At 70.2% G+C, this 14,508-nt stretch carries 11 protein-coding genes and 1 pseudogene; 9 read left to right on the top strand and 3 right to left on the bottom strand.

Features of this window, described 5'->3' with window-relative positions; translation table 11 throughout:
• The 7 genes and pseudogenes from AC1D01_RS05785 to AC1D01_RS05815 form a co-directional block, all read left to right on the top strand.
• A pseudogene (locus tag AC1D01_RS05785) lies at positions 1–242 on the top strand (DNA-deoxyinosine glycosylase); the annotation flags it as partial.
• Between the two features lie 13 nt (positions 243–255).
• Complete coding sequence (locus tag AC1D01_RS05790) at positions 256–1,026, top strand: class I SAM-dependent methyltransferase (protein ID WP_477865119.1); 771 nt, start codon at positions 256–258, stop codon at positions 1,024–1,026.
• Positions 1,023–2,831 (top strand): GspE/PulE family protein, encoded by a 1,809-nt coding sequence (locus AC1D01_RS05795; protein ID WP_477865120.1) that lies wholly within the window; start codon positions 1,023–1,025, stop codon positions 2,829–2,831. The genes AC1D01_RS05790 and AC1D01_RS05795 overlap by 4 nt, the downstream gene beginning before the upstream one ends.
• A gap of 123 nt (positions 2,832–2,954) precedes the next feature.
• Positions 2,955–3,416: a tripartite tricarboxylate transporter TctB family protein gene (locus AC1D01_RS05800; RefSeq protein WP_477865121.1), complete on the top strand. Its 462-nt coding sequence runs from the start codon at positions 2,955–2,957 to the stop codon at positions 3,414–3,416.
• A 13-nt stretch (positions 3,417–3,429) separates the two neighbouring features.
• Positions 3,430–4,935 (top strand): tripartite tricarboxylate transporter permease, encoded by a 1,506-nt coding sequence (locus AC1D01_RS05805; RefSeq protein ID WP_477865122.1) that lies wholly within the window; start codon positions 3,430–3,432, stop codon positions 4,933–4,935.
• A gap of 94 nt (positions 4,936–5,029) precedes the next feature.
• Entirely contained in the window at positions 5,030–6,655 is a 1,626-nt protein-coding gene (locus tag AC1D01_RS05810; RefSeq protein ID WP_477865123.1) for a gamma-glutamyltransferase family protein, read from the top strand.
• A gap of 251 nt (positions 6,656–6,906) precedes the next feature.
• Positions 6,907–7,545: a transglutaminase-like cysteine peptidase gene (locus AC1D01_RS05815; RefSeq protein ID WP_477865124.1), complete on the top strand. Its 639-nt coding sequence runs from the start codon at positions 6,907–6,909 to the stop codon at positions 7,543–7,545.
• On the opposite strand, the gene AC1D01_RS05820 is transcribed toward AC1D01_RS05815, so the two are convergent.
• Positions 7,503–8,183, bottom strand: coding sequence for a GNAT family N-acetyltransferase (locus tag AC1D01_RS05820; protein ID WP_477865125.1), 681 nt, complete (start codon positions 8,181–8,183; stop codon positions 7,503–7,505). The two genes, AC1D01_RS05815 and AC1D01_RS05820, sit on opposite strands and share 43 nt — an antisense overlap.
• 179 nt (positions 8,184–8,362) lie before the next feature.
• Between AC1D01_RS05820 and AC1D01_RS05825 the strand changes: the two genes are divergently transcribed.
• Positions 8,363–10,150: a DUF885 domain-containing protein gene (locus tag AC1D01_RS05825; protein WP_477865126.1), complete on the top strand. Its 1,788-nt coding sequence runs from the start codon at positions 8,363–8,365 to the stop codon at positions 10,148–10,150.
• A 22-nt stretch (positions 10,151–10,172) separates the two neighbouring features.
• Here the strand turns inward: AC1D01_RS05825 and AC1D01_RS05830 are convergent, their stop codons facing one another.
• Positions 10,173–10,988 (bottom strand): transglutaminase family protein, encoded by an 816-nt coding sequence (locus AC1D01_RS05830; RefSeq protein WP_477865127.1) that lies wholly within the window; start codon positions 10,986–10,988, stop codon positions 10,173–10,175.
• A gap of 165 nt (positions 10,989–11,153) precedes the next feature.
• A complete protein-coding gene (locus AC1D01_RS05835) occupies positions 11,154–13,505 on the bottom strand; it encodes a DUF3857 domain-containing protein (RefSeq protein ID WP_477865128.1) in 2,352 nt (783 codons plus the stop codon).
• A 161-nt stretch (positions 13,506–13,666) separates the two neighbouring features.
• Here AC1D01_RS05835 and AC1D01_RS05840 point away from each other — a divergent pair.
• Positions 13,667–14,508 (top strand): GNAT family N-acetyltransferase (locus AC1D01_RS05840; RefSeq protein ID WP_477865129.1); only part of this gene is annotated, 842 nt, incomplete at its 3' end.

The following is a 14,508-nucleotide window of genomic DNA, read 5'->3' on the forward strand; positions in this document are numbered from 1 at the left end:
GCCTCGACAGCGCGATCGAGGATGCGCAGTACAACGACCTCGCCAGCCTGCAGCGGCTCGCGCCCGGCCTGCAGGGCATCGCCCACAATGGCGGCGAATCGGCGCGGGCGATGCGGTTCACCGCGACACTCGGCGTGCCGGTGATGCGCCTGCCGTCGACCAGCCCGGCCAACGCCTCGTGGAGCTTCGAGCGCAAGCTGGAAGCCTGGCGCACCGCCTTCGAAGCCTGTGGAATTGCCTGACTCACCGCCCCTGATGCCTGCCCGCCCGACACCCGAACCCGAACTCGTCCCCGCCACCCTCTCCGAGGCCGACGGCGTGCGCTACCTGCACCTCGGCACGCCCTGGGTGCAGGGCGCGATGCGCGTGCGCAAGCCGAACGTGATCGAGCTCGACTACGTGCAGCGCATGATGGTCTGGCTGCTGCTGATCGAACCCGAGGCGCTCGGCGAGGGCCATGCGGTGCAGCTCGGCCTGGGCGCCGCGGCCATCACGCGCTTCACGCAGCGCATGGGCATGCGCACCACGGCCGTCGAGCTGAACCCGACCGTCATCACCGCCTGCCGGCTGTGGTTCCGCCTGCCGGAAGACGACGACCGGCTGCAGGTGCTGAACCAGGACGCCGGCCTGTGGGTCGCCGACCCCGGGAATGCCGGCAGCGTGCAGGTGCTGTGCGTGGACCTGTACGACCACGAGGCCGCCAGCCCGGTGCTCGACGACGACGCCTTCTACCGCGCCTGCCACCGCGTGCTGGCCGATGGCGGCGTGATGACGGTCAACCTGTTCGGCCGCGACGCGAGCTACGAGCAGAGCGCGGCGCGCATCGCGGCCGCCTTCGGCGAGGCGGCGGTGTGGAGCATGCGGCCCACGCGCGAGGGCAACACCGTCGTGGTCGGCATGAAGGGGCGGGTACTTCCGTCCCGTGAAGTGCTGGCCGCGCGTGCCGACAACATCGAGAACCGCTTCGACCTGCCTGCGCGCAAGTGGCTGCGAATGATCAGAAACACGAACGGGGTGACCCCATGACCGCAGCGGCTTCGACGACGAAACACCCCAAGGCCGACAAGGGCGCCGCCGGGCACCCGCGCGGGCGCCTCGAGTGGCGGCGCCTGCTGCACTGGCTGCTCGAGGACGGCGTGATCGGCCGCGAGGACCACGACCGCACCGAGAAGCGCTTTGCCGCGGCCGAGAGCGTGCAGYATCCGCTGGTGCGGCTGGGCAGCGCGGGCCTCTCGAACCGCTCCGGCAAGCCGCTCGACACCGAGATGCTCACCGAATGGCTGGCCGGCCGCATCGGCATGCCGTACATGCGCATCGACCCGCTGAAGGTCGACGTGGGCCGCGTCGGCGACGTGATGTCGATCAACTATGCCGAGCGCCGCCGCGCGCTGCCGCTGCTGTTCGGCGCCCAGGACGTGACGGTGGCCACCAGCGAGCCCTTCGACATCGCCTGGGCCCCCGAGATCGAGGCCCACACCCGCAAGACGCTGCGGCTGGTGCTGGTCAACCCGGTCGAGGTGGCGCGCTACACGACCGAGTTCTACACGCTGTCGCGCTCGGTGCGCGCGGCGGCCAAGAACGGCGAGAACTCGGCGGCCGCGAGCTTCGAGCAACTGGTCGAGCTCGGGCGCAGCAACAAGCAGCTCGATGCCAACGACCAGGGCGTCGTGCAGGTGGTCGACTGGCTGTGGCAGTACGCCTTCGACCAGCGCGCGAGCGACATCCACCTCGAGCCGCGCCGCGAGCTGAGCCTGATCCGCTTCCGCATCGACGGCGTGATGCACACCGTCTACCAGCTGCCGCCCGGCGTGATGAACGCGATGATCGCGCGCGTGAAGCTGCTCGGCCGCATGGACGTGGTCGAGAAACGCCGCCCGCTCGACGGCCGCATCAAGACGCGCAACCCGAACGGCGACGAGGTCGAGATGCGGTTGTCGACGCTGCCCACCGCGTTCGGCGAGAAGATGGTGATGCGGATCTTCGACCCGGACACCGCCGTCAAGTCGCTCGACGCGCTCGGCTTCGGCAGYCACGACGCCCAGCGCTGGGAAGCCCTCACCGCACGGCCGCACGGCATCATCCTCGTGACCGGGCCGACCGGCTCGGGCAAGACCACCACGCTGTACTCCACGCTGAAGCGGCTGGCCACCGACGAGGTCAACGTCTGCTCGATCGAGGACCCGATCGAGATGATCCAGCCCACCTTCAACCAGACGCAGGTGCAGCCGGCGCTGGACCTCGGCTTCGCCGAAGGCGTGCGGGCGCTGATGCGGCAGGACCCGGACATCATCATGGTGGGCGAAATCCGCGACCTGGAGACCGCCGAGATGGCGATCCAGGCCGCGCTGACCGGCCACCTGGTGTTCAGCACGCTRCACACCAACGACTCGGCCTCGGCGGTGACGCGGCTGGTCGACCTGGGCGTGCCGCCGTACCTGATCGGCGCCACCGTGATCGGCGTGCTGGCGCAGCGGCTGGTGCGCGCGCTGTGCGCGAGTTGCAAGCAGCCCGATGAAGCGGTGACGGCCGAGACGCTGAACGAGGCCATCAAGCCATGGCGCATCAACGGCAAGGCGCGGCCCTACAAGGCGGTGGGCTGCCTCGAATGCCGCATGACGGGATTCCGCGGCCGCGCGGGGCTCTACGAGCTGCTGACGGTGAACGAGGCGGCGCAGCCGGCCATCCACCCGGTGCCCGATGCCTCGAAGCTGCGCCAGCTGTCGCTCAGCGACGGCCTGCGGCCCTTGCGGCTGGCCGGGATGATGAAGGTGGCCGAAGGCGTCACCACGATGGACGAGGTGCTGCGCTCGACGCCGTCCTGGGACACCTGATGACACCTCAGGACACGGGGCGCTACGTGTAAACCACACACGGCGCCTGGAGTGGTCTGCCTAGAATCGTCCGCAAGCTGTAACAGACAGCGTCACGTCCACCCAGGACACGAGGAGCTATTCGTGCAGATCAAGAGCCAACGGGACTTCTGGTCCGGTTTGATGTTCATCGTCGTCGGCGTGGTGTTCGCCGTCGGTGCGACGAACTACAGCATGGGGAGCTCGGCGCGGCCGGGCCCCGGCTACTTCCCGCTGATCCTCAGCGTGCTGATGGCGATCCTGGGCGGCTTCGTGCTGTTCAAGTCGCTGACCATCGAGGTCGAGGGCGGGGACCCGATCGGCCACGTCGCGTGGCGCCCGCTGCTGGTGATCGTCGCGGCGATCGCGGTGTTCGGCCTCGCGCTGCCGCGCCTGGGCCTGGTGATCACGGTGCCGATCCTGATCCTGATGACCAGCCTCGCCGGCGATGAATTCAAGTGGAAGGGCGTCCTCGCGACGGCCGTCGTGCTCACCGTGGGTTCGTGGGCGATCTTTGTGCTCGGGCTGAAGCTGGTCATCCCGATGTGGCCCTGGTTCGTGGGCTGAAAAGGAAAACACCATGGACTTGTTGGGAAACCTCGCACTCGGCTTCGGTGTCGCCTTCACGGCGCAGAACCTGATGTATGCGTTCTTCGGTTCGGTGCTGGGCACGCTGATCGGCGTGCTGCCCGGGCTGGGCCCGGTGGCCACCATCGCGATGCTGCTGCCGTCGATCTACGCGCTCGACGCGACGCCGGCGCTGATCATGCTGGCCGGCATCTACTACGGCGCGCAGTACGGCGGCTCGACGACCGCCATCCTGATCAACGTGCCGGGTGAGTCGAGCTCGGTCGTGACCGCGATCGACGGCTACCAGATGGCCCGCCAGGGCCGTGCCGGTGCGGCGCTCGCCGCGGCAGGCCTGGGCTCGTTCTTCGCCGGCTGCGTGGGCACCATCATCATCGCGGCCTTCGCGCCGCCGCTGACCGAGCTGGCCTTCAAGTTCGGCCCGCAGGAGTACTTCTCGCTGATGGTGCTGGGCCTGATCGGCGCCGTGGTGCTGGCCTCGGGGTCGCTGATCAAGGCGATCTCGATGATCATCCTCGGCCTGCTGCTCGCGCAGATCAACACCGACGTGATCTCCGGCCAGGCGCGCTACAGCTTCGACATCCCCGAGCTGACCGACGGCATCGGCTTCGTCGTGATCGCGATGGGCGTGTTCGGCTTCGGCGAGATCATCGCCAACCTGGGCATGCCGGCCGAGCATCGCGAGGTGTTCACGAAGAGCGTGAAGGGCCTGTGGCCGACCAAGCAGGACTTCAAGGACGCCTGGCCGGCGGTGCTGCGCGGCACCGCGCTGGGCTCGGTGCTGGGCGTGCTGCCGGGCGGCGGTGCGCTGCTGGCCTCGTTCGCCGCGTACACGGTCGAGAAGAAGGTGGCAGGCGCCAGCGGCCGCTTCGGCAAGGGCGACATCCGCGGCGTGGCCGGTCCCGAATCGGCGAACAACGCCGGTGCGCAGACCTCGTTCATCCCGATGCTGACGCTGGGCATCCCGCCGAACGCGGTGATGGCGCTGATGGTGGGCGCGATGACGATCAAGGGCATCCAGCCCGGCCCGCAGGTGATGACGAGCAACCCGCAGCTGTTCTGGGGCCTGATCGCCTCGATGTGGGTCGGCAACGCGATGCTGGTGATCCTGAACCTGCCGCTGATCGGCATCTGGATCAAGCTGCTGACGGTGCCCTACCGCTTCCTGTTCCCGGCGATCACGCTGTTCTGCTGCATCGGCGTGTACACGCTGAACAACAACACCTTCGACGTCTACATGACGGCGGCCTTCGCGGTGGTGGGCTACCTGTTCTACAAGCTGAGCTGCGAGCCGGCGCCGCTGCTGCTGGGCTTCATCCTCGGCCCGATGATGGAAGAGAACCTGCGGCGTGCGCTGCTGCTGTCGCGCGGCGACTGGAGCACCTTCATCGTGCGGCCGCTGTCGGCCGGGCTGCTGATCGCCGCCGCCTTGATGATCGTGATCGTGCTGTTGCCGTCGATCAAGAGCAAGCGCGAAGAGGCGTTCCAGGAGGAATAGCGCTCTTCCAGTCAAAACACAGGCCGCCTCGAGCGGCCTGTTTCTTTTGGGGCGCGGCGGGCATCATCCGCGCATCACTTTCAAGGGCCAGGGAATGGACGCAACGAATCACTTCGACTGGAGCGCGGGGTACACGAGCCAGCGCTTGCCGGTGTTCGGCCGCAACGTGGTGTCGACCTCGCACCCGCTGGGCGCGCAGGCCGGATTGCGCATGCTGCTGAACGGCGGCAACGCGGTGGATGCGGCGATCGCCGCGGCGGCGGCGATGACCGTCGTCGAGCCGGTCAGCAACGGGCTCGGCTCCGACGCGTTCTGCATCCTGTGGGACGGGCAGTCGCTGCACGGCCTGAACGCGAGCGGGCGCGCGCCGTCGGCCTGGACGCCGGAATATTTCCGCGCCAGGTACGGCGCCGATGCGAAGACGCCGCCGCTGCGCGGCTGGGACAGCGCCACGGTGCCGGGCGCCGTCGCCGGCTGGGTGGCCTTGAGCGAGCGCTTCGGCAAGCTGCCGTTCGCCGACCTGCTGGCGCCGGCCATCGAGATCGCCGAGCGCGGCTACGCGGTGCCCACCGTCGTGCAGCAGAAGTGGTCGGCCGCGGTGCCGCTGCTGGCGCAGCAGCCGGGCTTCGCCGAGACCTTCATGCCGCACGGCCGCGCGCCGAACCTGGGCGAGCTGTTCCGCTTCCCGGGTGCCGCGCGGTCGCTGCGCCTGATCGCGCAGACGCGCGGTGCCGCCTACTACGGCGGCGAGATCGCCGAGGCGGCGGCCCGCCACGCGAAGGAGCACGGTGGCGCGATCCGCGTCGAGGACTTCGCCGCGTACCGGCCGGAGTGGGTGGCACCCATCGGCAAGACCTACCGCGACCACGTGCTGCACGAGATCCCGCCGAACGGGCAGGGCATCGCGGCGCTGATCGCGCTGGGCATCCTGTCGAACTTCGACCTGGAGCGGCTGGCGGTCGACGGCGTCGATTCGCAGCACCTGCAGATCGAGGCGATGAAGCTCGCGTTCGCCGACGTCTACCGCTTCGTCGCCGAGCCAGGCAGCATGGAGGTGACGGCGGCGCAGATGCTGGACGATGCCTACCTCGCGTCGCGCGCGAAGCTGATCGACCTGAAGCGCGCGCAGGATTTCGGCGCCGGCAACCCGGTGAAGGGCGGCACCATCTACCTGAGCGCGGCCGACGAGAGCGGCATGATGGTGAGCTTCATCCAGAGCAACTACATGGGCTTCGGTTCCGGCGTGGTGGTGCCGGGGTACGGGCTGTCGATGCAGAACCGCGGGCACGGCTTCAGCCTGGCCGACGGCAGTGCCAACCAGGTGGCGCCGGGCAAGCGGCCGTTCCACACGATCATTCCGGCCTTCCTGACGCGCGACGGCCGGCCGCAGATGAGCTTCGGCGTGATGGGTGCCAACATGCAGCCGCAAGGCCATATGCAGACGCTGGTGCGCATGCTCGACTACCGCCAGCACCCGCAGGCCGCCTGCGACGCGCCGCGCTGGCGCTTCAACCRGGGGCTGGAGATCAACGTCGAGCGCTCGATGAACCCGGCGACGGTGCAGGGGCTCGCCGAGCGCGGCCATCGCATGGAAGTCATCAACGACTCGTACCAGGATTTCGGCGCCGGCCAGTTCATCTGGCGGCTCGGCGACCCGGGCAGCGACGGCTACGTGGCCGCGAGCGATGCGCGGCGGGACGGGCAGGCGGTGGTGTTCTGAAAAGGCCGCAGAGGCACCATCCTCAACATTGAGGATCGGGCCGGCGCCGCCAAGGCGCAAAATCCGGCACTGCAGTTCACCGGGCCTGTTCATTCGGGCCATGACGTGGAGCCCTCATGGGACCGATCGCGTCGCGCGTGCCTCACCAGGGACGCCTTGCCGGGATGCCGCGTCACCTGGACGCGTCGTCGGCGCTTTGTCTGGCCGATCTGCATCGGTTGTCCATCTTTGGCGGGCATCGTCCCGCTTCGATGAAACCGATCCACCTGCTTGCCCACCTCCTGGCTTCCCTGCTGTGCGGGTTGCTGCTGCTGGCGGCCGTGCCCTCCGCGGCGCAGCCGGCCGACGCGGCGCAGACCCCCTTGCTGCTCGCGGCGCGCAATGCGTCCGTCAACCACCGCCTCGTGTACGACGGCGAACCGCGCCGCCGCGAACCGGCCGCCCCCTGGGCCACGGCCGACGAAGCGCGCGAGCGCGGCAGCGGCGACTGCGTCKACTACGCGATCGCGAAGTACTTCAGCCTGGTCGCTGCCGGCCTGCCGGCCGACCAGCTGCGCATCGCGTATGCCGAGGTCCGCAGCGGCGGCCCGGCGGGCGCGCGCCAGCGCCACATGGTGCTGGCCTGGCTGCCGCCCGGCGAGGCCGATGGCGATCCGCTGATCCTGGACAACCTGCTCGATGCGGTGCACCCGCTGTCGCGCCGGCCCGACCTGCAGGTGCTGATCAGCTTCAACGAAGCCGGCATCTGGCGCGGCCTGGAGCGTGGCGAGCCGGCACGCGAGCCGCGGCGCATCACCGCGTGGGCGCGCGTGCTCGACCGCCTGGCCGCCGCCGGGCCGGTCGCCGCCTACAGCCTCGACAGCACGCGCACCGTCACCGGATCGAGGTGATCGCGAAAGCCCATGCGCTGGTACAGCGCATGCGCCGCCTCGTTGCTGCACATCACGTGCAGGAAGGGCGTCTCGCCGCGCATCACCTGCCGCTGCACGAGCTTGTTCATCAGCTGGCGCGCGAGGCCGCGCCCCTGGAACTCCGGGTGCGTGCACACGCCGCTGATCTCGCGCAGCGTGCCGGCGTTGGAGCGCTCGCCGGCCATCGCGACCAGCCGGCCACGTTCGAAGCAGCCGAAGTACTCGCCGAGCTCGATGGTGCGCGGCCCGAACGGCCCGGGGCGGGTCAGCGCGGCCAGCTCCATCGCCTGCGCGGCGTGCTCGGGGCCGAGCCGGACCGCGTCGGGCAGCAGGTCGTCCGGCGGCGCATCGGCGCGCCAGACCATGCGGTGCATCGTCGCCTCGACGTGCAGCTGCCAGTCGCGCGGCACCCGACCGCGCCAATCGGCGATGTAGAGGTGTTCGCCGAGGTCGCAATGCGGCGACAGGCTGTCGAAGTCCGGGTGCGCCAGGTCGGCGAACGCGAAGATCGGCGAGAGGCCGGGCGCGTAGCGGCGTGCGCGCGCCGAGCCGCTTGAAAAGCGCAGCTGCGGGCCGCTCAGCGCGTGCCAGAAGACGTTGTCGAGGTGGGAGTCCATCTGTGAGTCCATCGGTTGACGATACGGCATCGTGCGGCGTCCGCGCGGACGAAGGGCCTGGCGACAAGCCTCCTGACGCGCGGCCGAACACTCCTGACAATTTCGTGCGGGGTGCGCGCGTATCCTGCCGCGCTTGCCCTGCGCCTCCGTGCGCAACCACCGTTGCAAGGACGCTCACCATGATCCTGAACCGAACCCTGTGGGTCGCCATCCTGAGCGGCGTGCTGGCGCTGTTCCAGCCGCCCGTCGATGCCGCACCGGTTGCTGCCGATCCGGCAGCGGCGCTCACGACACTGGCCCGTCAGTACTACGACGCGCAGGCGCGGCTCGACCCGGTCTACACCGCGACGCTGGCCGGTGACAACCGCTTCGACGACCAGCTGCCGCTGACCATCGCGCCACGCGAGCGCAAGAAGCGTTTCGCGATGTACAGGCGCGTCGAGCAGCGGCTGTCGACGATCGACCGCGCCCGGCTGTCTCCCGAAGACCAGCTCACGCACGACCTGTTGGCGCACGAGCTGCACGGCCGCCTCGGCTTCGAGGCCTTCGACGACCACCTGCTGCCGGTGCAGCAGCTGGATTCGCTGCCGGTGCTGCTGGCCACCTTCGGCGGCGGGCAGGGCGAGCAGCCGCTGAAGACCGTCGCCCAGTACGACGCCTACCTGAAGCGCATCCGGCGGCTGCCGGCCTGGATCGACCAGGCGATCGCCAACATGCGCGAAGGCATGCGCCGCGGCATCGTGCAGCCGAAGGCGGTGGTGGTGGCGGCGCTCGGCCCGCTGCGCCCGCTCGGCGATGCGGCGCTCGCGACGAACGCCTTCTACGCGCCGATCCGCAACCTGCCGGCGTCGTTCGGCGAGGCGGATCGCCGCCGGCTGACCCAGGCCTATGGCGATGCGGTGACGCGCCGCGTCGCGCCCGCGCTGCGCAAGCTGACGGCCTTCGTCGAGGGCGACTACCAGGCCGCCGCCCGCAGCAGCGACGGCTGGGGCGCATTGCCGAACGGTGCGGCCTGGTACCGCCAGTGGGTGCGCGACCAGACCACCACCGAGCTGAGCCCGGACGAGGTCCACGCGATGGGGCTGAAAGAGGTCGCGCGCATCCAGGGTGAGCTGGCCAAGGTGGCGCCGCAGCTGGGCTACGACGGCGATCCGAAGGACCTGCTCGGCTGGGTGCGCACCCAGCCGAAGTTCCTGCCGTACCGCAGCGAGGCCGAGATCCTGCAGGCCTACCGCGGCATCAACGAGCGGGTGAAGGCGAGCCTGCCGCGGCTGTTCGGCCGGGTGCCGAAGGCGCCGCTGGAGATCCGGCCCGAGCCCGAGCTGACGAAGGCGTCGGCGTCCGACCACTACGCGCTGCCGGCCGAGGATGGCTCGCGTCCCGGCATCTTCTGGGCCGTGATCAACGACCCCGCCGTCTACGACATGACGACGATGACCGCGCTGTTCCTGCACGAGGGGCAGCCCGGCCACCACTTCCAGCTGGGCCTGCAGCAGGAGCTGCGGCTGCCGGAGTTCCGAAAGCGCCTGTGGATCAACGCGTTCGGCGAAGGCTGGGCCCTGTACGCCGAGACGCTCGGCCGCGAGATGGGGCTGTACGACGACCCGGCTGCCTGGGTGGGCGAGTTGCGGCTCGAGATCGCGCGCGCCGTGCGGCTGGTCGTCGACACCGGCCTGCATGCCAAGGGCTGGAGCCGCGAGCAGGCGATGGCGTACTGGCAGGCCAACGTCGGCGCGTCGCCCGAGGATGCGCGCAACCAGATCGAGCGCTACATGGTGTGGCCGGGGCAGGCGCTGGGCTACAAGATCGGCGCGCTGAAGATCCAGGCGCTGCGCGAGCGGGCGAAGCAGGCACTGGGCGAGCGCTTCAGCATGCCGGCCTTCCACGATGCGGTGCTGGGCGAAGGCGGGCTGCCGCTGTCGGTGCTGGACGCGCAGGTCGACCGCTGGATCGCGAGCCGGCGCTGAGATCGCTGCCGAGATCGGCATTTCAGCGCGCGCGTTCACGCTGTGCCACCTGGGCCGCGGGCGTGGCGGGCTGCATCGCGACATGCCGCGGGTCGTTCACGCGCAGCAGCTCGGCCAGCGCGGCGCGGCGCGGCTCCTGCCCGGGCAGGCGGGCCAGGTTCTCGACCAGCAGCTGCGCCGCGAACACGGCGGATTCGCGGCGCGTGAGCGCGCGCAACGCAGCGGCCGGCGCCGCGCCGCGCGGCCGGGGCGTGTCGACCTTCAACTCGCCCGAGGTCGGCTCGAGGATGCGCAGCACGCCGCCTTCGTCGCGGTAGAACACGCCGAGTTGCTGCGGCGAGGTCGCGAGGCTGATGTCCAGGCCGAGCCGCTGGCCGACGATCGCGACCAGCATCGCCATCGACACGCAGTTGCCGCGCCGCGTGACGAGATGGGTGGCGAGCAGCTTGTTGGCGATGTCCCGGCAGCCCGGGTCGTCGTCGGCGCGCAGCCAGGGGCGCTGGCCGTTCCAGTCGCCGGCGCGGTACAGGTAGGCGTGCAGCGCTTCGAAGCGCTCATGGCGGGTCGGCGCCGGCGGCAGCATCTCCAGCACCTCGGCGGCGATGCCGTCGAGGCGGCTGCGCATGGCGTCCACGTCGATGCGCGGCTCGACCCGCTTGTCGATCGCCAGCTTGACCTCGCCGAGGTCGAGGTCGGCCTCGGGGCGCTGCAGCCAGGCCTGGACGGCCTGCAGGTCGGCGTCGGGCGGTGGCCGCAGCTCGGCATGGGAGATCGGTGGAGAGATCAATGAGGCCGACAACAACAACCAGCCCGCGAAGAGAAGAGGAGTCCTCGACATCGTGCGCACCCTGCGTTGAATGCTGGTGCGCCGCTCCTGCGTGCGCGTTGTGTGGCCAGCGGGTGGACGCTAGCCGGCGAGCTTGCAGTGAATGTGCAGAGAAGACCGAGTGCTTCGGGAGATTTGTCCTTGTTCTGTCAATGATGCTGACGATCGGTCGCGTGCCTACGAGGTTGCGGGCATCGCCGGCAGGCGCAGCCAGCCGGCGATGCGCCCGAGGCGCGCGGCATCGAGGGTGCGCCGTGCCGACCAGGCCTGCCACTCTGCGCGCCATTGATGCTGCAGCGATCCGGCGAGGATGAACAGGCAGGACGCGAGCAGCACGGTCGACAGGCCGAAGTGCCGGTCGAAGGCCCAGATCGCCGCCGCCACGGCCCCGCACAGTAGCCAGGGCCCCCATGACAGCACGGCGCCCACCGCGAGCAGCCGCCAGTTCGGAAGCATCGCCTGCGGCGGGCCGGTCTCCGCGTGCCGGTTGTCGTGCGTCACCTCGGTGCTCAGGCTCCACAGGATCGCGACCAGCAGCGCTGCGAGCAGGCACGCCATGACGCCGATGCGCCCTGCGGTCGTCGGCTTGGCGCCCGGCTTGGGCGGGTCCAGGCGGTAGCCCACCTGGTCGCGTGCCTCTTCGAGGTGGGCGATGTAGGCCGCGAGCCGCACCGGCGGTACGTGGTCGGCGCGGCTGCGGTAGCGGTACTTCATCAGCAGCGTGCGCTGGGTCGCGTCGACACCCGAGTCGGCGCTGAACTCGAAGGCCGGGTCGCTGACATCGCCGTGCTCGGTCTTCAGCGCCCACCGGGCGGGCAGCCGCGCGGTCAGGGACACTGTCACGTCCTTCGGGTGGTCGATGCGAAGCGGTGCGCTGCGCACGGTGTCGTCCGGCCGCGCGAGCAGCGAGCGGATGTCCGGCACGCGCAGGTAGGCCGGCGGCCGCGGGTTGTCGGCCTCTTCGGCCACCAGCGTCGCCATGCGGTAGTGCTCGTGGGTCACCAGCCGGTTGCCGGCCTCGTCGTCCTCGAAGCTGAACGGCTTCGCGACGCTCAGGCCGGGGTAGGAGCGCAGGTAGAAGTTCAGGTAGTTCGACTGCAGGTCGGCCAGGCTGTCGTTGCGCAGCGTGTCGCGCATCTCGTCGGCCTTCTCGCCCAGGTAGGTGCTGGTGATGTCGAGCGTCGGCTGCTTGTCGAAGCCGCGCGAGGCGTCGATCACCATCGCGATGTCGTGCGGGCGGCCGGTGGACGCTGCCGCCGGCATCGGCTCGAGGGCGGTCGAGCGGCCGTCCAGCAGCAGCGCCCGGCCGAAGTCGGCCTGCGCGATGTGATCGAGGCGGCCTTGCTGCAGGTAGCGGGTCGGGTCGACCCACACCGCCCGGTCGCCGAGCTGCGCACGCAGGATGACGTGGTTGAAGGCCCCGGGCGACGGCAGGCGATCGCCGACGTGGCCGCGCAGCCGCGTGTGGACCAGCGCCGGATCGGCCTGCACGCCGAGCGCACGCAGCATCGTCACGGCCAGCAGCACCTTGTCCTTGCAATCGCCGTAGCGGCGGGCGAGCACGGTCTCGGGCGGGCGCGGTGCGTGCGATCCCGGGCCCACCTCGACACCGAGGTAGCGGATCTGCGACTGCACGAAGGCCAGCGTCGAGAGCAGCCGCTGCTCGGGCGACAGGGCCGAGGCGGCGATGCGGTCGATCTCGGCGCGCAGCGGGCCCGTGGCCGGCGCCCGCGCCGCATACAGCGGCTCGGCCCAGCGCGCCACGTCGGCCCAGTCAGCGAACTCGCTCCAGCTGACCGACGCATACGGATCGAACCAGCGCGGCGTGTCGTTCTGCTGCGGTATCGGGTCGATGCCGGTGGCTTGCCAGACCCGCTCGGTCCAAGCGCCCTGGCGTTCCTCGAGGAGCGGCGGAGCTCCCGGCGAGGCGAGCCACTGGATCGTGCGGTCCGAGGGCGCCAGCAGGCGGTGGTGCATCGCATGCACCGGCACCGACCACTGCAGGTCCATGCGGCCGAAGGCGCGGCCACCGAACACCGGGTTGTTGCCGGAGCGGCTGTAGGCGTAGTCGACGACATCGCCGGGGCGGATGTCGTCGAGCACGATGTCGACGGTCTTGCTGCCGTCGTAGATGCGGGATTCGAGGTCCGACTCGCGTTGCAGCACCTTGATCTGCGCCGAGGCGAGGCGGTCCTGGATGCGGCCGTCGCGGTGCACGTTCAGCATGTGCAGCGTGAGCGTTTCATAGGACGGATCGAACTCGATGGACTGGTGCGATTCCGACTCGACGCCGCGCAGGTTCAGCGCCCGGCTGGCGACGCGGCGCCAGGTGCTGCGCTCGTTGCCGTCGAGGCGGGTCTGCTGGTCGACCAGCAGGTAGTGCGTTCCCTGGCTGCCCTTGCCGAGGGGCGGCTTGGCCTGCTCGTCCAGCGGCTGCGGCTTGACCCAGGCTGGTGCCGGTCCGCGGCGGTATTCGGCTGCATGGCTGCCGGCTGCCACCGACAGGATCACGCTGGTGACGAACGCCATGGCCGCCCTGGTCCGCCCTGCGCGGACGGGGTGTCCCTTCTCCCGATGCATCGTGTTGTCCTTGTGGTGAGGCGCCCTCCGTGACGCCGCCGCGGATGCTAGCAAGTTGCCGACCCGCGGCCGCCGGATACTGTCGGTCCGCCCGAAACCGGTGAGCCCTCATGCCCTCCATCGACCGCCTGTCGCTCGGCTGGCGCAGCGAGCTGATCTTTCCCCGCTTCGATGCGCAAGTCATCGAGCGGCCGGATTACCTGCTGATCCGCACGCCGCAGAACCCGACCTTCTGGTGGGGCAACTTCCTGTTGTTCGACCGCGCGCCGCGCGAAGGCGATGCCGCCGTCTGGGCCGCCGCGTTCGAGCGCGAGATCGCGCAGCAGCAGCCGGAATCGAGGCACCTCGCATTCGGTGTCGATGCRCCGGGGCCGATCGAGATGCCGGCGGATTTCGCGGCGCTCGGGCTCACGGCGATGCAAGGCGCGGTGCTGACGCTCGCACCGCCGCAGCTGAAGCCGCCGCGCCAGGCCATCGGCGAAKGGTGGCGGATCCGGCCGCTGCGCCTGCCCGACGAAGGCCCCCTGGCGGCGAAGCTCCAGGTGGCGGCCGACATCGACGGCCACGAGCCCGGCGGCTATCGGGTCTTCCGTGAGCGACAGATGCTGCGCTACGGCGGCTTCGAGCGCGCCGGGCTCGGGCACTGGTTCGGCGTCTTCGCCCCACCGGGCGCCGACGGCAACGACACCGGCGAAGAGCTGCTGGTGRCCGACTGCGGCTTGTTCCGCGACGGCTTCGGGCCGGGCGCCATCGGCCGCTTCCAGTTCGTCTCCACGCACCCGGCCTGGCGGCGCCGCGGCCTGTGTTCGGCGCTGATCCATGCGGTGTGCCGGCATGGCTTCGAGCTCATGGGCCTGTCGTCGCTGGTGATCATTGCGGACCCGGGCTACGTGGCGATCGGCCTGTACGAGGCGCTGGGCTTCCAGCGCGCTGCCAACACCTGGGGCATGCA

Source organism: Rhizobacter sp. P3_B12 (genome assembly GCF_056402895.1).

What these genes read in the sequence shown, in the direction of transcription:
- AC1D01_RS05805 (WP_477865122.1), top strand. Translation starts at nt 3,430, where the DNA reads ATGGACTTGTTGGGAAACCTCGCACTCGGCTTCGGTGTCGCCTTCACG.
- AC1D01_RS05830 (WP_477865127.1), bottom strand. Translation starts at nt 10,988, where the DNA reads ATGTCGAGGACTCCTCTTCTCTTCGCGGGCTGGTTGTTGTTGTCGGCC.
- AC1D01_RS05825 (WP_477865126.1), top strand. Translation starts at nt 8,363, where the DNA reads ATGATCCTGAACCGAACCCTGTGGGTCGCCATCCTGAGCGGCGTGCTG.
- AC1D01_RS05820 (WP_477865125.1), bottom strand. Translation starts at nt 8,183, where the DNA reads ATGGACTCCCACCTCGACAACGTCTTCTGGCACGCGCTGAGCGGCCCG.
- AC1D01_RS05790 (WP_477865119.1), top strand. Translation starts at nt 256, where the DNA reads ATGCCTGCCCGCCCGACACCCGAACCCGAACTCGTCCCCGCCACCCTC.
- AC1D01_RS05835 (WP_477865128.1), bottom strand. Translation starts at nt 13,505, where the DNA reads ATGGCGTTCGTCACCAGCGTGATCCTGTCGGTGGCAGCCGGCAGCCAT.